We start from the raw sequence: 21,284 nt of genomic DNA on the forward strand, positions 1-21,284 counted from the left end.
GGACGACTACCTGCGGGTAGGTCTGGCCGGGTCCGGTCCGGCGGCCTAGGGTCGCGAACAGAGGGGCTCGGCGTAGTCCCCAGGCCCGCGGCGACGAGGCCGCGGCGGCGAATCGGAGCACCTGCCATGCTGCCCAAGCACTCCCCCGTCCAGGATCCGAGCCTGCGCAAGAGTGAGGCGGATCCGGACAGCCTGGACGCCCTGCTCGACTCCTCCCGCCGACTCGGCGCGTTCTGGCCGCCGCTGGCCACCGGCCCGCAGCCCAGCGCCCGGCCAAGCCACGGCATCTCGGTGCCCGCCCGCACCCGTGACCTGGTGGCCGGCATGGCGGAGTTCGGGCTCTAGGCCGGTCGGTCGTAGGAACGACCGGCGATTCTCCCGGGGAACCGGATTCTTCCGTGACACGTCACACCGGGGCAGCGCACAGCTGCCTGTCAGGAATCCGCAGACTCTGGAGGACGTCTCCCATGGACGACAAGACCGCAGCCGAGCCGTTCACCCCCCGCGCCACCACCGGTGCAGTCGCGGCCGCGCCGCGCGGGCGCCGTCGGCGCGCGGTGGCGGCCGGCGGACTGCTGCTGGCGGTCGCGGCGACCTTGAGCGCTTGCGGCGGCAGCAGCGGCAAGCCCGTCGCCGGCGGCAGCCCGTCGCCCGTCGCCTCCTCGCCGGCCGCGCCGAGCGCCCCGGCCGGCTCGGGATTGCCCTCGGCGAGCGCGCCGATCGCCCCGGCGCCCGGTACGCCGACCACCGCCCCCGGCGGTACGGCCCCGGGCACCGGCACCGCGCCCACCCGGCCTGCGGCCCCCGTCAACACGCCGCCGGCCCCGGGCTCCGGCAGCGCGCCCGGCCTGCCGAGCCACCTGCAGCCGACCGGCTACCTCAGCAGCGGCAACCAGCTGACCGTCTTCTTCTTCGGCGGCGTCTGCGACAAGTACGGGCTGCGGACCGACGAGAGCAAGGCCGGCAAGGTCGGCGTGCAGATCGTCATCACCCAGAAGGCCCCGGTCGGCCAGGCCTGCCCGGCGCTGGTCAAGAGCCAGGCCGTGGTGGCCACCCTGGCCGCCCCGCTGCAGGGCCGCGCGGTGGTCGACCTGGACACCGGCGCGAACGTCCCGCTGGAGTCACTGCCCAACGGCGGCCCGGTCAGCGCGTCCAACTGAGACCGACCGGCCTACTGAGACCGACCGTCCTGGATCGCTCGGACACGCCGAAGGCGGCCCCGGAACACTCCGGGGCCGCCTTCGGCGCAGGGCTGGTCGCGCTTAGCTGAACGAGTCGCCGCAGGCGCAGGAGCCGGTGGCGTTCGGGTTGTCGATCGTGAAGCCCTGCTTCTCGATGGTGTCGACGAAGTCGACCGACGCGCCGCCGAGGTACGGGGCGCTCATCCGGTCGGTGACGACCTTGACGCCGCCGAAGTCCTTCACGACGTCGCCGTCGAGCGAACGCTCGTCGAAGAAGAGCTGGTAGCGCAGGCCGGAGCAGCCACCCGGCTGCACGGCCACGCGCAGCGCGAGGTCGTCACGACCCTCCTGCTCCAGCAGGCCCTTCACCTTGGCCGCGGCTGCGTCGGTAAGGAGCAGACCACTCTCGACGGTGGTCTCGTCCTGGACGGTCATCTCTTTACTCCCGGTCTGTGACGACGATCTGCCGCTGGTGCCAACCAGCGGCCGCCCGGATTGATTCCGGGCAGTCATTGCTGTTCGCGGACTGTTCCCCGCTCCCCCACGTCGTCCATGCTCGCACACCGCAGGGTGCCGGTCACGGTCCGGCGAGTGGGGAAGGCAGTGCCGCCGGTCACCTCGGAATGGGAAAACGCCGGGCGCGGCCCGTTCCCGATTGGCCAGGATAGGCCCATGATCCTGCGCCAGGTCCGTGACACCCTCGCCGACGCCGACGCCGTCCGGGAGATCGCCGATGCCGCCTTCCGTGACCTCGCAGGGCCGAACGGGCCACCGCGCGAGGCCGGCGCGGCGGAGGTCGCCATGCACCGGGCCAGGACCAGGCATCTGGCGCTCACCGATCCCGAGGGCTGCTGGCTGGCCGAGGAGGACGGCCGGGCGGTGGGCTTCGCGCTGTCGATGCGGCGGGAGGGCGTCTGGATCCTCGCCCTGTTCGCCGTGCTGCCGGGCCCCCAGGGCCAGGAGGTCGGCCGGCTGCTGCTGGAGCGGGCCGCCGCGCACGGGCGGGGCTGCCTGCGCGGGATGATCTGCGCCCCCGCCGACCCGGCCGCCGCCCGCCGCTACCGGCTGGCCGGCTTCACGCTGCACCCGACCATGAAGCTGACCGGCCGGGTCGACCGGGCCGGCCTGCTGGACGCCGGGGACATCCCCGTGCACCCCGGCAACGCCAGCCACAAGCACCTGCTGGACTCGGTGGACCGGCGGCTGCGCGGCGCGGCGCACGGGCCCGAGCACGACTTCATGCTCGCCCACTACGACGAGCTGCTGATCGCCGACACCCTGGCCGGCAGCGGCTACTGCTACCGCCTGGGTGGCAGCGTCAAGCTGCTGGCCGCCACCTCCAAGCGGCTGGCCGTGCGGCTGCTGCGCGAAGCGCTGGCGCGGGTGCCGGACGGCACGGCGGCCGGCGTCGAGTGGCTGACCGCCGACCAGGAGTGGGCGGTGGACGTCGGCCTGGAGCTGGGCCTGAGCCTGACCTCCACCGGCTACCTGGCGCTGCGCGGCATGAAGCCGCCGGCCCCGTACCTGCCGAGCGGCGGCTTCCTGTGAGGCCCTACGGCGGGCTCACGCCATGGTGTCGAGGATCTCGCGGACCATCTCCATCGTGGTGCCCGGGTGCAGGAAGGCGAAGCGGGCGACCGTCTCGCCGTCCCAGCCGGTCGGCGTGACGAAGCCGATCTGGTCGGCCAGCAGCTGCTGCGACCAGGCGTAGTAGTCCTGGTCGGTCCAGCCGGTGCGGCGGAAGCAGACGGCGGAGAGCTGCGGGTCGTGCAGCAGCTCCAGGTGCTCGGTCTCGCGCACCAGCTGGGCGGTCTCCCGGGCCAGCGTCAGGCCGGCCTCGATGGCGTCGGTGTAGGCCTGGGTGCCGTGCACCGCCAGCGAGAACCAGAGCGGCAGGCCGCGGGCCCGGCGGGTGAGGTGGTAGGCGTAGTCGGTGGGGTTCCACTCGTCGCCCTCGTGGTGCAGGACGTCCAGGTAGGAGGCGTCCTGGGTGTGCACGGCCTTGGCCAGCTGCGGCTCGCGGTAGATCAGCGCGGCGCAGTCGAAGGGGGCGAAGAGCCACTTGTGCGGGTCGACGACGAAGGAGTCGGCGTACTCGATGCCGTTGTAGCGCTCGCGCACCGACGGGGCGAAGAGGCCGGCGCCGCCGTACGCGCCGTCGACGTGGAACCAGAGGCCGCGCTCGCGGGTGACCTCGGAGAGGCCCGCCAGATCGTCGATGATGCCCTCGTTGGTGGTGCCGGCCGTGCCGACCACCGCGATCACGGTCTCGGGGTGCGGGTCGGCGGCCAGTGCGGCGCGCAGCGCCTCGCCGGTGAAGCGGCGGTCCACGGTGGGGACCTTGAATGCCTCGACACCGATGATGTTGAAGGTGTTCTTGACCGAGGAGTGCACCTGGTCGGCGACCGCGATCCGCAGCCGGGCCTCCGGGCCGACGCCGAGCTTGCGGCGCGCCACATCACGGGCGACCACCAGCGCGGACAGGTTGCCCGCCGAGCCGCCGGAGACGAAGGTGCCGCCGGCCGAGGCGGGCAGGCCGGCCCGGTCGGCTATCAGGCGCAGCACCTGGTTCTCGGCGGCGATCGCGCCGGCCGCCTCCAGCCAGGAGATGCCCTGCAGCGAGGCGCAGGAGACCACCATGTCGAAGAGCAGCGCGGCCTTGGTCGGGGCGCACGGGATGAAGGACAGGTAGCGCGGGCTGTCGGCGGAGATCACCGCGCGGGAGAGCTCGTGGTCGTAGAGCTTGAGGACGTCGGCCGGCGCGTTGCCGTGCTCATTGAGCAGGCCGGCCAGGTGGCTGCGCAGCTGCTCGCCGTCGCCGGGGTGGTCGAGCGGCACCGGGTCGTACTGCAGGCGATCGCGCATGTAGCCGAAAACCAGGTCGACCAACTCATTGTCGGGCTGGTGCATACGGTGCGGTGCTGCGGACACGATCCGGGCCTTTCGCCGAGCTGGGGACTGTTGATCAGCCTAGGCAGCGGGGGCGCGCGGCCGCGCGTCGGAATGCGCCGGTTCCAGCAGCTTTCGAGCGTGTTCGACAGGTTCGGCGCAGGAATGCTGCGTGGCCCGCGCGAGGGGCCCGCCGATCAGCCGATCAGCTGCGAGAGCACCACGGAACTGCGGCTGCGCTGCACCCCGGGCTCCTTGCGGATCCGCTCGATGACCGCCTCCAGGTGCCGGGTGTCGGCGGCCCGCAGGTGGACCAGCGCGTCCGGATCGCCGGTCACCGTCCAGGCCGCGACCACCTCGGGGAACTGCCGCAGGCTCGCCAGGATCTCCTCGGGGGCGGTGCGCTCGCGGCAGTAGACCTCGACGAAGGCCTCGGTCTGCCAGCCCAGCATCGCCGGGTCGAGCACGACGGTGAAGCCGCGCACCACGCCGCGTGCCCGCAGCCTGTCGATCCGGCGGCGGACGGCGGTGGCGGAGAGGTTGCTGAGTACGCCGATCTCGGCGTACGAGGCACGCCCGTCCCTGGCCAGGTGGGCCAGCAGCAGGCGGTCGGTCTCGTCCAGGGAGACACCGGCCGGCTCGGCGGTTCGGCTGGTACTCATCGGTGCGGGGTCTCCACGGGGTCGGGCGCGGGGTGGGGATACGCCCCATTCTGACGAACTTCGCTCGTCAGTCCACCATCAGCACGATCTTGCCCCTGGTCCGGCCCTCGGCGCTGAGCGCCTGGGCCGAGGCGGCCTGGGCCAGTGGGAAGGTGGAGGCGACGGCGACGGTCAGTTTGCCCGCCTCCACCAGCTCGCCCAGGGCGGTGAGGTCGGCGGCGTCCGGGCGGACGAAGTGGTAGTGCCCGCCGACCGCCAGCACCTCGTGGTTGGCGACCGAGGCGATCCGCGCGGGGTCCGCGACCAGGCCGAGCGAGACCTCCACCGCCTCGCCGCCGATCAGGTCCAGGGCTGCATCCACGCCCTGCGGCGCCAGCGCCCGGACCCGCTCGGCCAGCCCGGCGCCGTACGCCACCGGCTCGGCGCCCAGGCCCCGCAGGTAGGCGTGGTTGCGCTCGCTGGCGGTGCCGATCACCCGGGCGCCGAGCGCCAGCGCGATCTGCACCGCGAAGCCGCCGACGCCGCCGGCCGCGGCGTGCACCAGGACCGTCTCGCCGGCCCGCACCCGCAGCACCTTGACCAGGCCCTGGTAGGCGGTCAGCCCGGCCAGCGGCAGCCCGCCGGCCTGCGCCCAGTCGAGCGACGGGGGCTTGCGGGCCAGCGTGCGCACCGGGGCGGAGACCAGCTCGGCGTACGTGCCATGCTGGACGGCGTCCTTGCGGACGTAGCCGACCACCTCGTCGCCGGGCCGGAACTCGGTGACGGCCGGGCCGACCCGCTCCACCACGCCGGCCAGGTCCCAGCCCATCACCAGCGGGAAGTACGCGTCGATGGCCGCGTCGAGATAGCCCTCGCGGATCTTCCAGTCGACCGGGTTGACCCCGGCAGCCCGTACCCGCACCAGCACCGAGTCGGGGCCGACCTTGGGGTCGGGCAGCTCGATGTACTCGACGACCTCGGGGCCGCCGTACTGCCTGATCGCGATTGCCTTCATGGTCCCAGCGAACACGAGCAGTCCACCGACGTCCTGTCGAGCGGATTGCGTCACATCGACACGATGGCCATCGTCAGGGTGACGCGAACGGGTTATCATAGATAACGTCAGATAGACGAGAAGGCTGGGAACCTCCGGCCGCACAGGAGGGCACCCGCCCGTGACCACCACTGTTGACACCCAGCCCGTCGCCGGGTTCGCCGAGCCGAGCCAGACGCCGCTGGCGCTGCTGCTGCTCGGTCGCCAGGCCGACCCGACCAGCGAGCGCGGCGTCGAGTGCCCCGGCGACCTGCCGCCCGCCTCCGACCCGGACCTGGTGGAGCGCGCCCGCGCCGCCAAGGCCGCGCTCGGAGACCGCGTCTTCATCCTGGGGCACCACTACCAGCGCGACGAGGTCATCGAGTTCGCCGACGTCACCGGCGACTCGTTCAAGCTGGCGCGCGACGCGGCGGCCCGTCCGGAGGCCGAGTTCATCGTCTTCTGCGGCGTGCACTTCATGGCCGAGTCCGCCGACATCCTGACCGGCGACACCCAGCGGGTCATCCTGCCCGACCTGGCAGCCGGCTGCTCGATGGCCGACATGGCCACCGCCGAGCAGGTCGCCGAGTGCTGGGACGTGCTGGCCGAGGCCGGCATAGCCGACGCCACCGTGCCGGTCGCGTACATGAACTCCTCCGCCGACATCAAGGCCTTCACCGGCAAGCACGGCGGCACCATCTGCACCTCCTCCAACGCCAAGCGCGCGCTGGAGTGGGCGTACGAGCAGGGCTCGAAGGTGCTGTTCCTGCCGGACCAGCACCTGGGGCGCAACACGGCGGTGCGCGACCTGGGCTTCTCGCTGGACGACTGCGTGCTCTACAACCCGCACAAGCCGAACGGCGGCCTGACCGTCGAGGAGCTGCGCAACGCCAAGATGATCCTGTGGCGCGGGCACTGCTCGGTGCACGGCCGCTTCACGCTGGACTCGGTCAACGAGGTCCGCGAGCGGATCCCGGGCGTCAATGTGCTGGTGCACCCGGAGTGCCGCCACGAGGTGGTCGCGGCCGCCGACCAGGTGGGCTCGACCGAGTACATCATCAAGGCGCTGGACGCCGCCGAGCCCGGCTCCAAGTGGGCCGTCGGCACCGAGCTGAACCTGGTGCGCCGGGTGGCCAAGGCCCACCCGGACAAGGAGATCGTCTTCCTCGACAAGGCGGTCTGCTTCTGCTCGACGATGAACCGGATCGACCTGCCGCACCTGGTCTGGGCACTGGAGTCGCTGGTCGCCGGCCGGGTCCCGAACGTCATCACGGTCGACCCGGAGACCGAGAAGTACGCCAAGGCCGCGCTGGACCGGATGCTCGCCCTGCCGTAGCGGCGGGCCGGCGCACACGTGAGAGGGGCGGTACCCACCTGGTGGGTACCGCCCCTCTCACGTGTGTGACCGGGTGGTTACTCCGGGATGCCGGGGATGAGCCCGTCCCCCTCGGTGCGCAGCAGCTCGCGGACCTGGTCGATAGTGGCGTCCGTGTCCGGCAGGATCAGCTCGGACGGCTCCAGGGAGTCGACCGGCAGCGGAGCGCCGACCTCGCGGACCGCGCCGAGCAGACTGCCCAGAGCGGCCCGGAAAGTGGCCTCGTCTCCTGATTCCAGGGCGATGAGCAGCTCGTCGTCGAGCTGGTTGAGCCGGTTCAGGTGCTCGTCGGCAACCTTGAACTGACCCTCACCCATGATCCTCATGATCATGCTGGTGTCTCTCCCTGCTGTCGACGGGCCGCTTACTTGTGGTAGTTGATGGTCGGCGGGGTGTCCTGCGTACCGCCCTGCTGACCACCCTGCTGGGCTGCGCCACCGTTGCCCTGCTCGATGGCGGCCGGGCCGGTGGACCCGCCGCCGAGCTCGGCCTTCATCCGGGCGAGCTCAAGCTCGACGTCGGAGCCGCCGGCCACTCGCTCCAGCTCGGCCTCGATGTCGTCCTTGCGGCCGAGACCGCTGGCGTCGTCGAGCGCGCCCGAGGCGAGCAGCTCGTCGATCGCGCCGGCCCGGGCCTGCATCTGGGCCGTCTTGTCCTCGGCCCGCTGAATGGCCAGGCCGACGTCGCCCATCTCCTCCGAGATCCCGGAGAAGGACTCCGCGATCCTGGTCTGCGCCTGGGCGGCGGTGTAGGTGGCCTTGATGGTCTCCTTCTTGGTGCGGAAGGCGTCCACCTTGGCCTGCAGCCGCTGGGAGGCGAGCGTGAGCTTCTCCTCCTCGGCCTGGAGCTGCTGGTACTGCGTCTCCAGGTCGGTGATCTGCGACTGCATCGCCGACTTGCGGGTCAGTGCCTCGCGCGCGAGGTCCTCGCGGCCCAGCGACAGTGCCTTGCGGCCCTGGTCCTCGTACTTGGCGGACTGCTGCTGCAGCTGCGTCAGCTGAAGCTCCAGGCGCTTGCGCGAGGTGGCCACGTCGGCCACGCCCCTGCGCACCTTCTGCAGCAGCTCGAGCTGCTTCTGGTACGAGTAGTCGAGCGTCTCTCGGGGATCTTCTGCACGGTCCAAAGCCTTGTTGGCCTTGGACTTGAAGATCAGCCCCATACGCTTCATGATTCCGTCGCTCATGGGCCTCGGGTGCCCCCTTCTCCGGCCAGCGGTTTCTATCTCGTACCAAATCTAGTGCGAGTGTAGTTGCAGCGTGCCATCCACCGCAGTACACCGGCCTGCCACAAGACTGCTACGGATATCCGGCCGCCACCTCATCCCCTGGGTGGATTCCTCACCAGTTCCCTGATCAGGGTCGCCCCGGAGACATCGCCGGAGACCTCGACGGAGACCTCAACCGGTGGATCGATACGGGTTTGGTTCCTTGAGCACCCCGGAGACACCCTGGCCAGCACGTAGGCTTGTCGTGTGTTCCGACGCCGTTCAGATGATGCCCCCTCCTCCGCCACCGCGCTGGCCGAGCAGGATGACGCGACCCAGGCCCGCGATCCGCAGGCCAAGAAGGGCCGCCCGACGCCCAAGCGCAGCGAGGCCGAGGCCCACCGCCGCACCCGGGTGACGGTACCCAAGGACCGCAAGGAGGCTGCCAAGCAGTCCCGCGAGCGGATGCGGACCGAGCGCGAGAAGCAGCGCGTCGCGCTGATCAACGGCGACGAGCGTGCGCTGCCACCCCGTGACAAGGGCCCGGTGCGCAAGTTCGCCCGCGACTACGTGGACTCCCGCTGGTCGCTGGCCGAGTTCTTCCTGCCGTTCGCCGTGGTGATCCTGATCCTCAGCATCGTCAAGGTGCCGCTGCTGCAGCAGCTGTCCCTGGTGCTCTTCGTGCTCTTCTTCGTGCTGGTGGCGCTCGACTTCCTGCGCCTGGGCTTCGGCCTGCGCAAGGAGTTCGCGGCGCGCTTCGCGGGCGAGAACACCCGTGGGGCGATCGGCTACGGCCTGATGCGGATCCTGCAGATGCGCCGGCTGCGGCTGCCCAAGCCGCGCGTGAAGCGGGGCGAGCACCCCTGACCGCCGAGCCGCTGCCGTACGGCTGGTCCCCCGCCTCGCAGGGGCCCGGCCTGTACGCGCTGCCCGGCCAGGCGGCGGGCGGGCACGACCGTACGGGGTACGAGCGTGCCGACTACGACCGGCCCGGCGACGAGCGCGCCGGGTACGACGTGGCGACGTACGACCGCACCGGCTACGGCCGGGTGCCGGCCCGCAGCGGCTCGTTCGCGGGCGGCGCCGGTGCCTGGCTGGACCGGCAGGGCGGCCTGCGCAACCTGGTCCGCCAGGAGATGGTGGCCAGGCAGCTGGCCGAGCGGATCACCACGCACTTCGGCGAGCGGGCCACCGCGGCCCCGCTGCGGGTGCTGGACGTCGGCTGCGGCCAGGGCACCCAGGCGCTGCGCCTCGCCCGGGCCGGCCACTACGTCACCGGCCTGGACTCCGACCCGGTCACGCTCGGCGCGGCCCAGGCCCAGCTGGCCGCCGAGCCGCCCGAGGTGCGTGAGCGGGTCCGGCTGCTGAGCGGCGACGGGCACCAGTGCGGCCGCTGGTTCGGCCCCGGCAGCTTCGACCTGGTGCTCTGCCACGGCGTGCTGATGTACCTGCCCGATCCGGACCCGATGATCGCCTCGCTGGCCCGGATGCTCGCCTCCGGCGGGCTGCTCTCGCTGCTGGCCCGCAACGGGGACGCGCTGGCCATGCGGGCCGGCCTCACCGGCGACTGGCGGGCCGCGCTGCAGGCCTTCGACAACGACCACTACGCGAACCGGCTGGGCCTGACCGCCCGCGCCGACCGGCTGGCCGACCTGGCCCGTACGCTCTCCGAGGTCTCCGTGCCGCTGCGCCACTGGTACGGCGTGCGGGTCTTCACCGACGCGGCCCCCGACCACGCCGCCCTGCCGGTGGACGGGCGCCAGCTCGCCCAGCTGCTGGAGGCCGAGGAGCGGGCCGGCCGCGAGGACCCCTACCGCCAGGTCGCCGCGCTGCTGCACCTGGTGGGCACGAAGTAGTTCCGTGCCCACCACGCACGGGCAACGGGTGGATCAGCCCTCGCGCAGGCTCATCGTGTAGATCTGCTGGCCGTCGTCGAGCAGCGCGACCCGCTCGATGCCCTCCTCGAGCAGCTGCTTCCACTCCTCGCCGACCCAGGACTCCGCGTCGCCCTGACCGGAGAACTCCTCGGACTCCTCGGCCCGAGTGACGACCGAACCGTCCGCCGCCTCGTAACGCCACGTCCACGCCATGTCCGGCTCCTCCCTGATTGCTTGAGCGCAGGGTATCCCGCTGCCCCGCACGGGTCAGGCTGCCCGCGGTGACCGGCGTCAACCGCGGCCAACCCCCTCGGGCAGGATGGTGGCCATGGCACGCACCCTCATCCTCGGCGGCGCCCGGTCCGGCAAGTCCACCCGGGCCGAGCAGTTGCTGCTCGACCACACCGACGTCTGCTACGTCGCGACCAGCGGCAACCGGGACGGCGACGGCGAGTGGGCGCAGCGCGTCGCGCTGCACCGCGAGCGCCGCCCGGCGAGCTGGCGGACCGTCGAGACCTGCGCGCTGGAGCCGCTGCTGGCCGACCAGGGCGACCCCGCGCCGGTCCTGATCGACTGTCTGGCACTGTGGCTGACCGCCGTGATGGACGAGGCGGGCGCCTGGGACGACGACGCCTGGGCGGCCGGCGCCGAGCGGGCGGTGCAGCAGCGCTGCGCGGAACTGGCCGAGGCCTGGCGGTCGACGCGGCGCCAGGTCATCGCGGTGAGCAACGAGGTGGGGATGGGCGTGGTGCCCGGTACGCCCGCCGGCCGCCGCTTCCGGGACGCGCTCGGCCGGCTGAACATGGCCGTCGCGGACGCCTCGGACCGGGTGCTGCTGGTGGTGGCGGGACAGGTGCTGGTCATCAAGGGCAGCCAAGAAGCGTAAGGGGATTGCGGGCCCCGGGCTCCGGACAGCGTGAGCGCTGGTTGGTAATGTTCCCGTCGATGGACACCACCGTGGATCTCGATACCTTCGCCTCGCTCGTCGAGCGCCCCGACGACGCCGCTCGTCGCGCGGCCGACGAGCGCTGGCTCGACCTCGACAAGCCCCGGGCCGGTCTCGGGAAGCTGGAGGAGCTGGGCAGCTGGCTCTCCTCCGTGCAGGGGCGCTCCCCGGTGCGGGCGATCAGCGCGCCCAAGGTGCTGCTCTTCGCCGGCGACCACGGCATCGCGGCGCTCGGTGTCTCCCAACTGCCCGCCGACGGCGGCACCATCGCCCGGGTGCACGCGGCACTCGACGGCACCGCGCCGATCGCCCGGCTGGCCCGGCGGTTCGGCGCCGAGCTGCGCGTGGTGGACGTCTCGGTGAACGCGGACCCGGCGGAGTTCCCGGCCGAGGTCGTCCAGTACCGGGTGCGGCGCGGCTCGGGCCGGATCGACATCGAGGACGCGGTCACCCAGCAGGAGGCCGTCGCCGCCTTCGCCGCCGGCATGGCGATCGCCGACGAGGAGGCCGACCTCGGCACCGACCTGGTGATCCTCGGCGACCTCGGGGTCGGCTCGACCACGGTGGCCGCCGTGCTGATCGGCGCGCTCTGCGGCACCGACGCGGCGGCGGTCTGCGGGCGCGGCTCGGGGATCGACGACAAGGTCTGGATGGTCAAGTGCGCCGCGATCCGCGACGCGCTGCGGCGCGCCCGTCCGGTGCTCGGCGACCAGTTGGCGCTGCTCGCGGCGACCGGCGGCGCGGACTTCGCGGCGATCACCGGCTTCCTGCTGCAGGCCGCGGTGCGCAAGCTGCCGGTGGTGCTGGACGGCGTGGTGTCGGCGGCCTGCGCGCTGGTCGCCCAGCGGGTCTCGTTCCGCGCGCCCGAGTGGTGGCGGGCCGGGCAGGTCACCGGTGAGCCGGCCCTGGTCAAGGCGTACGACCGGCTGACCCTCACCCCGCTGCACGACCAGCAGATCACCATGGGCGAGGGCGTCGGCGCCCTGATGGCGCTGCCGCTGCTGCAGGCCGCCTCGGACGCGCTGGCCGAGCAGGACGCCGCCGGCCCGGCCGCCATGCTGCGACCCAAGGCGCCGGCCAAGCTGCCCAGCGCCCTGGAGCTGCTGGGCAAGGCCTGAGGCCGTGCGGCTGCACGGTCTGCGGTTCGCCTTCGGCACGCTCTCCGTCCTGCGGGTCCGGGTGGAGCGCTGGGACCGGGAGTCGGCCGGGCGGGCGATGCTCGCCGCGCCGCTGGTCGGGGTGGTGCTGGGCGTACTCGCCGGCGCGCTGGGCGCGTTGGCCGCCTGGCGCGGCGTTCCGCTGCTGGCCGCCGTCGCCTCGGTGGCCGCGCTCGCCGCGCTCACCCGTGGGCTGCACCTGGACGGCCTGGCCGACGTCGCGGATGGCCTGGGCAGTGGCAAGCCCGCCGAGGACGCCCTGCGGATCATGAAGCAGTCCGACATCGGACCGTTCGGCGTGCTGACCCTGCTTCTGGTGATGCTCACTCAGATCGCCTGCCTGGCCGACCAGTTCGCGCACTCCGCGGCGCGCGGCGCAGTCGCCGTGCTGACCGCCGCGATGGCCGGCCGGTGCGCGCTCGGCTGGGGCTGCCTGCGCTCGGTGCCGGCCGCCCGCCCCGGCGGCCTGGGGGCGATGGTGGCCGGCACCGTCTCCCCGGCCGGCGCCGCCGCGGCCTGCGCGCTGAGCGCCGCCGCCGTCGCCCTGCTCGGCGCGGATCCGCGCTACGCCCTGGCCCTGCTGCTCGGCCAGCTCGCGGGCGCGCTGCTGCTGCACCGCTGCGTGAGCCGCTTCGGGGGCATCACCGGGGACGTCCTGGGGGCGATGACGGAGACCGCGACCACCGCCTGCCTCATCAGCATCACCCTGAGCCACCCCTAGTCTTCCCTAGTCTTCGCAGGCCGACGAAGCCCCTGGCAGGCGGGGTACCAGGGGGCGGCGCAGTCCCACTATGCGGACTACCATGCGGTGAGCACCGTAGCCCTGCGCCGTCATGGCGGAGCACGCTGGGGCTGTACCCATGCCGTAATCCGGCCGTGGACCGCGAAAGAACAGGACGCAATTACGTGACTGCATTGTCTGTGAGCACCTCCTCAGCCGCCGCGCTGCGTGCGGACGCGCTGGTGATCGGCGTCGCGAAGGGACCCAAGGGTCTCGTCGTGGCACCGGGCGCCGAGGCCGTCGCCGAGGCGTTCGACGGCAAGCTGGCTGAGATCCTCGTCACGCTTGGTGCGAACGGTGCCGAGGGCGAGGCCGTCAAGCTGCCGTCCCCCGCCGGCCTGAAGGCGGGCTTCGTCCTCGCCGTGGGCCTGGGCAACGCCGAGGGCGGCTACTCGACCGAGGCGCTGCGCCGCGCGGCCGGTGTCGCCGCGCGCACCCTCGCCGGTGCCAAGAAGGCCGGTCTCGCGCTGCCGGCCGAGTCGGCCGAGGAGATCGAGGCGGTCGCCCTGGGCGGCCTGCTCGGCTCGTACGACTTCACGACGTACCGCACCACCGAGGGCGTCAAGGAGCCGGTCGGCGAGCTGGCCGTGCTGACCGGCCGCAAGGGCAGCAAGGACGCGAAGGCCGCCGTGGAGCGCGCCACCGTCCTGGGCGAGGAGATGAACCGCTCGCGCGACCTCATCAACACCCCGCCGAACGACCTGCACCCGAAGGCGTTCGCCGCCATCGCGCAGGCCGCCGCCAAGGAGCACGGCCTCAAGGTCGAGGTCTGGGACGAGAAGGCGCTGGCCAAGGGCGGCTTCGGCGGCATCCTCGGCGTCGGCATCGGCTCGGCCAACCCGCCCCGGCTGGTGAAGCTGGCCTACACCCACCCCAAGGCCAAGGCCACCCTCGCCTTCGTCGGCAAGGGCATCACCTACGACTCGGGCGGCATCTCGCTCAAGCCGGCCGGCCACAACGAGACCATGAAGTGCGACATGTCGGGTGCGGCCGCGGTCTTCGCCGCGGTGGTCGCCGCCAAGCGCCTGGGTCTGGCCGTCAACATCACCGGCTGGCTCGCGCTGGCCGAGAACATGCCCTCGGGCACCGCCACCCGCCCGGGTGACGTGCTGAAGATGTACGGCGGCAAGACCGTCGAGGTGCTGAACACCGACGCCGAGGGCCGCCTGGTGCTGGCCGACGCGATCGTCCGCGCGGGCGAGGAGAAGCCGGACGCGATCGTCGACGTGGCGACCCTGACCGGCGCCATGGTGATGGCCCTGGGCACCCGCACCTTCGGCGTGATGGCCGGCAGCGACGACTTCCGCGAGAAGCTGGTCGGCATCGCCGACCGCGCCGGCGAGGCGTCCTGGCCGATGCCGCTCCCCGCCGAGCTGCGCAAGAGCATGGACTCGCCGGTCGCCGACCTGGCCAACATGGGTGAGCGGATGGGTGGCGCGCTGGTGGCCGGCCTGTTCCTCAAGGAGTTCGTGGCCGAGGGCATCGACTGGGCGCACCTGGACATCGCCGGTCCGGCGTTCCACGAGAGCGCGGCGTACGGCTACACGCCCAAGGGCGGCACGGGCTCCGCGGTGCGCACCCTGGTGCAGTACGCGCAGGAGACCGCGCAGGCCTGACGGCTCGCGCAAGCACAGGGCTCCTCGACAGGGTCCGGCGTTTCGACGCCGGGCCCTGTCGGCGTTTTCCGTGGCCGCCGGATCACCCGCGGTATGCGAATTCCGGGGTTACCAATTGGTAGCCGCACAGAGCTCCACCCACACGTGTTCGCTTCGGGCGAAACTTTGTTCCACAAGGCGGAATCAAGTTCGGTCACGATCGGCGCAGCACTCCGACCGGCGCCCTGGCACACGGCGTTGACCTGCACAGACGGCAGGAAATGGGGGTCGCCGCACCCCCTGCCCAACCGTCCCGCACCCCCCGTGATGCAGCCCTGGACATCAAGCGCCGCGAACAAGTGCGAAGATGTATTTCCGGCACGACTGGGCGCCCCACAAGGGCCCGCCCGACACACCGGACCAGCCCCGGCCCGGACGATCCACACCCCATTGCATGGAGGACGTGACGTGGCGAACGACGCCAGCACCGTTTTCGACGTAGTCATTCTCGGAGGCGGAAGCGGCGGTTACGCCGCGGCGCTCCGCGCCGCTCAGCTGGGTCTGAGCGTGGCCCTGATCGAGAAGGGCGAACTCGGCGGCACCTGCCTGCACCGGGGCTGCATCCCGACCAAGGCGCTGCTGCACGCGGCCGAGATCGCCGACGAGACCCGCGAGGCCGCCGAGTTCGGCGTGCTCGCGACCTTCCAGGGCATCGACATCAAGGGCGTCCACAAGTACAAGGACGACGTGATCTCGGGCCTCTACAAGGGTCTGCAGGGCCTGGTGGCCTCGCGCAAGATCACGTACGTCACCGGCGAGGGCCGCCTCTCCTCGCAGACCTCGGTGGACGTCAACGGCCAGCGCTACGAGGGCCGCCACATCGTCCTCGCCACCGGCTCCGTGCCGAAGTCGCTGCCGGGCCTGGTCATCGACGGCGACCGGGTGATCTCCTCGGACCACGCCCTCAAGCTCGACCGCGTCCCGCAGTCCGCCGTCATCCTCGGCGGTGGCGTGATCGGTGTCGAGTTCGCCTCCGTCTGGAAGTCCTTCGGCGTCGACGTCACCATCGTCGAGGCCCTGCCGCACCTGGCCCCGCTGGAGGACGAGAACTCCTCCAAGCTGCTGGAGCGGGCCTTCCGCAAGCGTGGCATCAAGTTCGAGCTCAAGGCCCGCTTCTCCGGCGTCGAGTACACCGAGAACGGCGTACGCGTCTCCACCGAGAACGGCAAGCAGATCGACGCCGACCTGCTGCTCGTCGCCATCGGCCGCGGCCCGGTCTCGCAGGGCCTGGGCTACGAGGAGGCCGGGGTCGTCATGGACCGCGGCTACGTCCTGGTCGACGAGTACATGCGCACCAACGTGCCCACCATCTCGGCCGTCGGCGACCTCGTCCCGACCCTGCAGCTGGCGCACGTCGGCTTCGCCGAGGGCATCCTGGTCGCCGAGCGGCTGGCCGGCCTGAAGGCCGTGCCGATCGACTACGACGGCGTGCCGCGCGTGACGTACTGCAACCCCGAGGTCGCGTCGGTGGGCATCACCGAGGCCAAGGCCGTCGAGGTGTACGGCAAGGACAAGGTCGTCACGCTCAAGTACAACCTGGCCGGCAACGGCAAGAGCAAGATCCTGAAGACCGCCGGCGAGGTCAAGCTCGTCCAGGTCAAGGACGGCGCCGTGGTGGGCGTGCACATGGTCGGTGCGCGCATGGGCGAGCAGGTCGGCGAAGCCCAGCTGATCTACAACTGGGAGGCGCTGCCCTCCGAGGTCGCGCAGCTGATCCACGCGCACCCCTCGCAGTCCGAGGCGCTCGGCGAGGCGCACCTCGCGCTGGCCGGCAAGCCGCTGCACTCGCACGACTAGTTCTCGCCCGCACCCCCCTTCCTGAACTTCCTGAACGACTTGATAGGAGTCGCTGAAACCATGGCGGTCTCAGTAACGCTGCCCGCACTGGGCGAGAGCGTGTCCGAGGGCACTGTCACCCGTTGGCTCAAGGCCGAGGGTGAGCGAGTGGAGGCCGACGAGCCGCTGCTCGAGGTCTCGACGGACAAGGTCGACACCGAAATCCCCGCGCCGGTCTCCGGCATCCTCGCCGCCATCAAGGTCGCCGAGGACGAGACGGTCGAGGTCGGCGCCGAGCTGGCCATCATCGACGACGGCTCCGGCGCCCCGGTGGCCGCGGCCGCTCCGGCTGCCGCCGCTGCTCCGGTCGTCGAGGCCCCCGCGGCCCCGGCCCCGGTTGCCGCCCCGGCCCCGGTCGTCGAGGCTCCGGTGGCTGCCGCCCCGGCCGCCCCGGCCGCCGGCGCCACCCCGGTCCTGCTCCCGGCGCTCGGCGAGTCGGTGTCCGAGGGCACCGTCACCCGCTGGCTCAAGGCCGAGGGCGAGACCGTCGAGGTCGACGAGCCGCTGCTCGAGGTCTCGACGGACAAGGTCGACACCGAGATCCCGTCGCCGGTCGCCGGTGTGCTGGTGAAGATCCTGGTCGGCGAGGACGAGACCGCCGAGGTCGGCGCCCAGCTCGCGCTGATCGGCGCGGCGGGTGCGGTCGCCGCCGCTCCGGCGGCCCCGGCTGCTCCGGCCCCGGTGGCCGCTGCCCCGGCCCCGGTCGTCGAGGCCCCCGCGGCCCCGGCTCCGGTTGCCGCTCCGGCTCCGGTTGCCGCCCCGGTCGCTGCTCCGGCCCCCGCGCCGGTCGCCGCGCCCGCCCCGGTCGCTGCCCCCGTGGCCGCTGCTCCGGCTCCGGTCGCCGCCGCGCCGGTCGCCGACGCCGGTGACGCCTACGTCACCCCGCTGGTCCGCAAGCTCGCGGCCGAGCAGGGTGTCGAGCTCGGCACGCTCGCCGGTACCGGCGTGGGTGGCCGGATCCGCAAGCAGGACGTCATCGCCGCCGCCGAGGCCGCCGCTGCCGCCAAGGCTGCTGCGGCTGCCGCCCCGGTCGCTGCCGCCGCTCCCAAGGCCGCCGCCCCGGTCGTCGCCTCGCCGCTGCGTGGCCAGACCGTGCCGATGACCCGCGTGCGCAAGGCGATCGCCAAGCACATGGTCGAGTCGCTCAAGGTGTCGGCCCAGCTGACCACCGTGGTCGAGGTCGACGTCACGCGCATCATGCAGCTGCGCGCCAAGGCGAAGAACGGCTTCCTGCAGCGCGAGGGCGTCAAGCTCTCGCCGATGCCGTTCTTCATCAAGGCCGCCACCGAGGCGCTCAAGGTCCACCCGATCGTCAACGCCCGGGTGAACGACGACGACACCATCACGTACCACGACGTCGAGAACGTCGGCATCGCGGTGGACACCGAGAAGGGGCTCTTCGTCCCGGTGATCCACGGCGCCGGCGACCTCAACATCGCCGGTATCGCGAAGAAGGTCGCCGACCTGGCGGCCCGTACCCGCGACGGTGGCCTCAAGCCCGACGAGCTGGCCGGCGGCACCTTCACGGTGACCAACACCGGTTCGCGCGGCGCGCTGTTCGACACCCCGATCCTCAACCAGCCGCAGGTGGGCATGCTGGGGATCGGCGCCACCGTGCGTCGCCCGGTCGTCGTCAACCACCCGGACCTGGGCGAGACCATCGCGATCCGCGACATGGTCCTGCTGGCCCTGTCGTACGACCACCGGATCGTCGACGGCGCCGACGCGGCCCGCTTCCTGGGCACCGTCAAGGCCCGCCTGGAAGAGGGCGCCTTCGAGGGCGACCTCGGTCTGTAAGGCGCTCGCCTGCAAGGCGCTCGTCTGTAAGGCACCAAGGCAGTTCGCCGAGCCCCGGTCCGTCTCGTACGGGCCGGGGCTCGGCGCATCTGCGCTCGGCGCGCGCCCTGCACGGGCGGCGCATAGGGTGTGCGTTTGGTTCGTGGACCAGGGATGCTGGAGCGGTGATGTACGAGACGGACTTCTGGCAGATCATCGATGAGACCCGCGACGCCGCCGAAGGCGATCCGGACGACCAGGCCGACCTGCTGGTGGAGCGGCTGGTGCAGCTGACGCCGGATGAGGTGATCGACTTCGCCCGGCTGTTCGAGGCGCGCTTCCAGCGGGCCTACACCCGCGAGTTGTGGGGCGCGGCGTACCTCATGCTCGACGGCGCCTCCGAGGACGCCTTCGACTACTTCCGGTGCTGGCTGATCGCGCAGGGCCGCGAGGTCTTCGAGGGAGCGGTGCACCACCCGGACGACCTGGCCGAGTTGGTCTCCGACTTCGACGAGGAGGAGGACGGCGACGCCGAGGAGTTCGGCTACGCCGCCGACGAGGCGCACGAACGACTCACCGGCATGCCGCTGCCCGACCTCGGCACGCAGCAGCCCCGGCAGCCGGAGGGCGCGCGCTTCGACTTCGACGACTCGGCGGAGATGGCGAAACGATTCCCCAAGTTGTGGGAGCAGTACGGAGACTGACGCACACTGCGGTCAGGCGGCGTTGGGCGGCGGACCGGTGGTGATGCCGGCGACGAGTTGTTCGAGCACCGCCGGCTTGGGGGCGCTCGGGTCGTCGTCGACCGAGCCGACCAGCACCGTGAAGCCGCCCCCGGTCGCCGGCAGTGCCACCACCAGGAGGTAGCCCTGGGCGCCGGTCGTCGGCGCCACGTGCCAGCGGACGGCGTAGCCCGCCAGGCCCGCGACGGTGATCGGGCCGCTGACCAGCTCCTGATGCGAGACCAGGGCGCCGTAGAGCTGCGTCGCACGGCTCGGCATCGCCGCGCGGGCCGCCGTCTGCGCGTCCGGGCCCTGGGTGGGGCCGCTGTCGATCGAGAAGTTGCCGCGCACGCAGCCACCGGGCGCGCTGCAGTCGTACGGGGTGGTGGTCAGCCACAGGGCGCTGCCCGCGTCGTGGTCCTCGGAGGTCCAGCCGCTGGGCAGCGGGACGGTCCAGCCGTCGAGCAGGTCCTTGACGGTCGTGCCGTCGGGCGAGACCGGCGCCTTGCCCAGCAGCGGGGGCTGGTCGCTGGGGGTGGGGGTGGGCTGCTGCGGCGCGGGTTGCGCGGCGACGGGGCCGGGGTGGACGGCTGCGCCCGCGCTGCCCAGCAGCGCGGCGGCGCCGGCGACGGTGGCGCCGATCAGCACCAGGGCGCCGGCCAGCACGCCGACCACCAGCCCGGTGCGGTTGCGGGCGGGGGCGGGCGGCGCGAAGTAGGGGGCGGCTCCGTACGGCGGGGCGGGCGGCGCGACCAGGTAGGCCGGCGGGGCGGGCGGCGGTCCGGGCGGCGGGTAGCCGGGCGCCTGCGGATACCCGTACGGCGGCGGCGGGAAGCCGTAGGCCGACGGCTCGGCCGGGGCGGGGACGGCCGGGTGGCCGTAGGCGGGCGAGGCGTCCGAGAGGGGTACGGCGGGTGGGACCGGCGGCACGGCGGGCCGGGTCTGCGCCGTCCAGCCGCCGCCGTCCCAGTAGCGCTCCTGCGGCGCACCGGCGGCGGGTGCGCGCTGCGGGTCGGGATACCAGCCGGGTGCGGTCGAGTTGCTCACGGCCGTACCGTATCGGTCGCGGACGACGGCAGACAGACCGGCGACATGACGGGCCGTCGGGCGACACGCCCGGGACCGTGGCAGGGGTCGAGCAGCGGGCCGCGGGGAGCGGCCTGCCAGGATGGCCGCATGCGTATCGCTGTCACCGGTTCCTCGGGCCTGATCGGCTCCGCCCTTGTCCGCTCGCTGCTGGCCGACGGCCACCAGGTGGTCCGATTGGTCCGGCACCGCCGCGCGCTCGGCCGACAGCCCGACGGGTCGTACGGCGTCGGCTGGAACCCCGGGCTCGGTCAGCTGGACCGCGCCGCGCTGGACGGGACGGACGCCGTGGTGCACCTGGCCGGCGCCGGGGTCGGCGACCGCCGCTGGTCGGAGGCCTACAAGCGGGAGATCCGTGAGAGCCGGGTGTTCGGCACCCGCACCCTGGCGGCGGCGATCGCGAGCGCGCCGAAGCAGCCCGCCGTGCTGGTGAGCGGCTCGGCGGTGGGCTACTACGGGCAGACCGGCGACCGGGTGATCGACGAGTCGGCGCCGGCCGGGGACGACTTCCTGGCGCGGGTCTGCGTGGACTGGGAGGGCGCCGCGCGGCCGGCCGCCGAGGCGGGCGTGCGGGTGGTGCACCCGCGCACCGGTCTGGTGCTCTCCGCCGCGGGCGGGGCCGGCGGGCGGCTCTTCCCGCTCTTCAAGCTGGGGCTGGGCGGGCGACTGGGCTCGGGCGAGCAGTTCTGGAGCTTTATCTCGCTGGTCGACGAGGTGGCGGCGCTGCGCTTTCTGATCGACCACCAGGAGCTGAGCGGACCGGTGAACCTGTCGGCGCCGGAGCCGGTGACCAACCAGCAGCTCACCGAGGCCATGGGCAAGGTGCTGGGTCGCCCGACACCGTTCCCAGTGCCGGAGGCGGTGCTGCGGATCGCGCTCGGCGAGATGGCAGTGGAGGTGGTCGGCAGCCACCGGGTGGTGCCGGGCAAGCTGCTGGCCGCCGGGTTCCGGTTCACCCACCCGACGGTGGAGGCGGCGGTGCGCGCGGCCCGCTGAGCGTGTCCCAGTGAGCGCGGCCTGCCGAGCACGGTCGGCTGAGCGCGGCCTGTCGAGCACGGTCGGCGCCGGGGCGCAAGGGGCGGCGGGGAGCTCAGGGCGTGTCGCAGAGGGGGCGCATGGGGGCAT

The 21,284-nt window shown here is 72.6% G+C and carries 21 protein-coding genes and 1 pseudogene; 14 read left to right on the top strand and 8 right to left on the bottom strand.

Going from position 1 to position 21,284, the window contains the following annotated elements; genetic code table 11:
• Positions 1-126 precede the first annotated feature (126 nt).
• Positions 127-345, top strand: a complete 219-nt coding sequence (locus tag P3T34_RS11415; protein WP_280665916.1) for a hypothetical protein — start codon at positions 127-129, stop codon at positions 343-345.
• Positions 346-467: 122 nt separating this feature from the next.
• On the top strand, positions 468-1,160 hold the full coding sequence (locus P3T34_RS11420) for a hypothetical protein (RefSeq protein ID WP_280665917.1): 693 nt from the start codon (positions 468-470) through the stop codon (positions 1,158-1,160).
• 102 nt (positions 1,161-1,262) lie between these two features.
• Here the strand turns inward: P3T34_RS11420 and P3T34_RS11425 are convergent, their stop codons facing one another.
• Positions 1,263-1,616 (bottom strand): iron-sulfur cluster assembly accessory protein, encoded by a 354-nt coding sequence (locus P3T34_RS11425; protein WP_280665918.1) that lies wholly within the window; start codon positions 1,614-1,616, stop codon positions 1,263-1,265.
• Positions 1,617-1,853: 237 nt separating this feature from the next.
• Between P3T34_RS11425 and P3T34_RS11430 the strand changes: the two genes are divergently transcribed.
• Positions 1,854-2,729: a GNAT family N-acetyltransferase gene (locus tag P3T34_RS11430; protein WP_280665919.1), complete on the top strand. Its 876-nt coding sequence runs from the start codon at positions 1,854-1,856 to the stop codon at positions 2,727-2,729.
• Between the two features lie 15 nt (positions 2,730-2,744).
• Here the strand turns inward: P3T34_RS11430 and P3T34_RS11435 are convergent, their stop codons facing one another.
• The 3 genes from P3T34_RS11435 to P3T34_RS11445 form a co-directional block, all read right to left on the bottom strand.
• Positions 2,745-4,091 (bottom strand): pyridoxal-dependent decarboxylase, encoded by a 1,347-nt coding sequence (locus P3T34_RS11435; RefSeq protein ID WP_280665920.1) that lies wholly within the window; start codon positions 4,089-4,091, stop codon positions 2,745-2,747.
• A 176-nt stretch (positions 4,092-4,267) separates the two neighbouring features.
• On the bottom strand, positions 4,268-4,732 hold the full coding sequence (locus tag P3T34_RS11440) for an Lrp/AsnC family transcriptional regulator (protein WP_280665921.1): 465 nt from the start codon (positions 4,730-4,732) through the stop codon (positions 4,268-4,270).
• A 67-nt stretch (positions 4,733-4,799) separates the two neighbouring features.
• Positions 4,800-5,726, bottom strand: coding sequence for an NADP-dependent oxidoreductase (locus P3T34_RS11445; protein WP_280665922.1), 927 nt, complete (start codon positions 5,724-5,726; stop codon positions 4,800-4,802).
• 160 nt (positions 5,727-5,886) lie between these two features.
• On the opposite strand from P3T34_RS11445, the gene nadA reads away from it, so the two are divergent.
• Positions 5,887-7,080 (top strand): quinolinate synthase NadA, encoded by a 1,194-nt coding sequence (gene nadA, locus P3T34_RS11450; RefSeq protein ID WP_280665923.1) that lies wholly within the window; start codon positions 5,887-5,889, stop codon positions 7,078-7,080.
• 77 nt (positions 7,081-7,157) lie between these two features.
• On the opposite strand, the gene P3T34_RS11455 is transcribed toward nadA, so the two are convergent.
• The gene (locus P3T34_RS11455) at positions 7,158-7,451 is read right to left on the bottom strand and encodes a hypothetical protein (RefSeq protein ID WP_280665924.1); all 294 of its coding nucleotides are present in this window, start codon (positions 7,449-7,451) and stop codon (positions 7,158-7,160) included.
• A 32-nt stretch (positions 7,452-7,483) separates the two neighbouring features.
• Complete coding sequence (locus P3T34_RS11460; protein ID WP_280665925.1) at positions 7,484-8,287, bottom strand: PspA/IM30 family protein; 804 nt, start codon at positions 8,285-8,287, stop codon at positions 7,484-7,486.
• A 303-nt stretch (positions 8,288-8,590) separates the two neighbouring features.
• On the opposite strand from P3T34_RS11460, the gene P3T34_RS11465 reads away from it, so the two are divergent.
• Positions 8,591-9,190 (top strand): DUF3043 domain-containing protein, encoded by a 600-nt coding sequence (locus P3T34_RS11465; RefSeq protein ID WP_280665926.1) that lies wholly within the window; start codon positions 8,591-8,593, stop codon positions 9,188-9,190.
• A 269-nt stretch (positions 9,191-9,459) separates the two neighbouring features.
• The gene (locus tag P3T34_RS11470) at positions 9,460-10,179 is read left to right on the top strand and encodes a class I SAM-dependent methyltransferase (protein ID WP_280671987.1); all 720 of its coding nucleotides are present in this window, start codon (positions 9,460-9,462) and stop codon (positions 10,177-10,179) included.
• 33 nt (positions 10,180-10,212) lie between these two features.
• Here the strand turns inward: P3T34_RS11470 and P3T34_RS11475 are convergent, their stop codons facing one another.
• Positions 10,213-10,413 carry a hypothetical protein gene (locus P3T34_RS11475; RefSeq protein WP_280665927.1) on the bottom strand — a complete coding sequence of 67 codons (201 nt, stop codon included), beginning with the start codon at positions 10,411-10,413 and terminating at the stop codon, positions 10,213-10,215.
• A gap of 121 nt (positions 10,414-10,534) precedes the next feature.
• Here P3T34_RS11475 and cobU point away from each other — a divergent pair.
• From cobU to P3T34_RS11510, 7 genes and pseudogenes are all read left to right on the top strand, one after another.
• A pseudogene (cobU, locus tag P3T34_RS11480) lies at positions 10,535-11,086 on the top strand (bifunctional adenosylcobinamide kinase/adenosylcobinamide-phosphate guanylyltransferase); the annotation flags it as partial.
• A 59-nt stretch (positions 11,087-11,145) separates the two neighbouring features.
• Positions 11,146-12,264, top strand: coding sequence for a nicotinate-nucleotide--dimethylbenzimidazole phosphoribosyltransferase (locus P3T34_RS11485; RefSeq protein ID WP_280665928.1), 1,119 nt, complete (start codon positions 11,146-11,148; stop codon positions 12,262-12,264).
• Between the two features lie 10 nt (positions 12,265-12,274).
• Complete coding sequence (locus P3T34_RS11490; protein WP_280671989.1) at positions 12,275-13,024, top strand: adenosylcobinamide-GDP ribazoletransferase; 750 nt, start codon at positions 12,275-12,277, stop codon at positions 13,022-13,024.
• Positions 13,025-13,209: 185 nt separating this feature from the next.
• Positions 13,210-14,700 carry a leucyl aminopeptidase gene (locus tag P3T34_RS11495; protein WP_280665929.1) on the top strand — a complete coding sequence of 497 codons (1,491 nt, stop codon included), beginning with the start codon at positions 13,210-13,212 and terminating at the stop codon, positions 14,698-14,700.
• A 447-nt stretch (positions 14,701-15,147) separates the two neighbouring features.
• On the top strand, positions 15,148-16,536 hold the full coding sequence (gene lpdA / locus P3T34_RS11500) for a dihydrolipoyl dehydrogenase (protein ID WP_280665930.1): 1,389 nt from the start codon (positions 15,148-15,150) through the stop codon (positions 16,534-16,536).
• A 60-nt stretch (positions 16,537-16,596) separates the two neighbouring features.
• Positions 16,597-18,372 (top strand): 2-oxoglutarate dehydrogenase, E2 component, dihydrolipoamide succinyltransferase, encoded by a 1,776-nt coding sequence (gene sucB / locus P3T34_RS11505; RefSeq protein ID WP_280665931.1) that lies wholly within the window; start codon positions 16,597-16,599, stop codon positions 18,370-18,372.
• 167 nt (positions 18,373-18,539) lie between these two features.
• Entirely contained in the window at positions 18,540-19,055 is a 516-nt protein-coding gene (locus P3T34_RS11510) for a DUF4240 domain-containing protein (RefSeq protein ID WP_280665932.1), read from the top strand.
• A 12-nt stretch (positions 19,056-19,067) separates the two neighbouring features.
• On the opposite strand, the gene P3T34_RS11515 is transcribed toward P3T34_RS11510, so the two are convergent.
• Positions 19,068-20,120 carry a DUF2510 domain-containing protein gene (locus tag P3T34_RS11515; RefSeq protein WP_280665933.1) on the bottom strand — a complete coding sequence of 351 codons (1,053 nt, stop codon included), beginning with the start codon at positions 20,118-20,120 and terminating at the stop codon, positions 19,068-19,070.
• Between the two features lie 129 nt (positions 20,121-20,249).
• On the opposite strand from P3T34_RS11515, the gene P3T34_RS11520 reads away from it, so the two are divergent.
• The gene (locus P3T34_RS11520) at positions 20,250-21,155 is read left to right on the top strand and encodes a TIGR01777 family oxidoreductase (protein ID WP_280665934.1); all 906 of its coding nucleotides are present in this window, start codon (positions 20,250-20,252) and stop codon (positions 21,153-21,155) included.
• Positions 21,156-21,284 lie beyond the last annotated feature (129 nt).

Origin of the sequence: Kitasatospora sp. MAP12-44 (assembly GCF_029892095.1) — a bacterium.
GTDB lineage: Bacteria > Actinomycetota > Actinomycetes > Streptomycetales > Streptomycetaceae > Kitasatospora.

What these genes read in the sequence shown, in the direction of transcription:
- P3T34_RS11415 (WP_280665916.1), top strand. Translation starts at nt 127, where the DNA reads ATGCTGCCCAAGCACTCCCCCGTCCAGGATCCGAGCCTGCGCAAGAGT.
- P3T34_RS11420 (WP_280665917.1), top strand. Translation starts at nt 468, where the DNA reads ATGGACGACAAGACCGCAGCCGAGCCGTTCACCCCCCGCGCCACCACC.
- P3T34_RS11425 (WP_280665918.1), bottom strand. Translation starts at nt 1,616, where the DNA reads ATGACCGTCCAGGACGAGACCACCGTCGAGAGTGGTCTGCTCCTTACC.
- P3T34_RS11430 (WP_280665919.1), top strand. Translation starts at nt 1,854, where the DNA reads ATGATCCTGCGCCAGGTCCGTGACACCCTCGCCGACGCCGACGCCGTC.
- P3T34_RS11435 (WP_280665920.1), bottom strand. Translation starts at nt 4,091, where the DNA reads ATGCACCAGCCCGACAATGAGTTGGTCGACCTGGTTTTCGGCTACATG.
- P3T34_RS11440 (WP_280665921.1), bottom strand. Translation starts at nt 4,732, where the DNA reads ATGAGTACCAGCCGAACCGCCGAGCCGGCCGGTGTCTCCCTGGACGAG.
- P3T34_RS11445 (WP_280665922.1), bottom strand. Translation starts at nt 5,726, where the DNA reads ATGAAGGCAATCGCGATCAGGCAGTACGGCGGCCCCGAGGTCGTCGAG.
- P3T34_RS11455 (WP_280665924.1), bottom strand. Translation starts at nt 7,451, where the DNA reads ATGATCATGAGGATCATGGGTGAGGGTCAGTTCAAGGTTGCCGACGAG.
- P3T34_RS11460 (WP_280665925.1), bottom strand. Translation starts at nt 8,287, where the DNA reads ATGAAGCGTATGGGGCTGATCTTCAAGTCCAAGGCCAACAAGGCTTTG.
- P3T34_RS11470 (WP_280671987.1), top strand. Translation starts at nt 9,460, where the DNA reads ATGGTGGCCAGGCAGCTGGCCGAGCGGATCACCACGCACTTCGGCGAG.
- P3T34_RS11475 (WP_280665927.1), bottom strand. Translation starts at nt 10,413, where the DNA reads ATGGCGTGGACGTGGCGTTACGAGGCGGCGGACGGTTCGGTCGTCACT.
- P3T34_RS11485 (WP_280665928.1), top strand. Translation starts at nt 11,146, where the DNA reads ATGGACACCACCGTGGATCTCGATACCTTCGCCTCGCTCGTCGAGCGC.
- sucB (WP_280665931.1), top strand. Translation starts at nt 16,597, where the DNA reads ATGGCGGTCTCAGTAACGCTGCCCGCACTGGGCGAGAGCGTGTCCGAG.
- P3T34_RS11510 (WP_280665932.1), top strand. Translation starts at nt 18,540, where the DNA reads ATGTACGAGACGGACTTCTGGCAGATCATCGATGAGACCCGCGACGCC.
- P3T34_RS11520 (WP_280665934.1), top strand. Translation starts at nt 20,250, where the DNA reads ATGCGTATCGCTGTCACCGGTTCCTCGGGCCTGATCGGCTCCGCCCTT.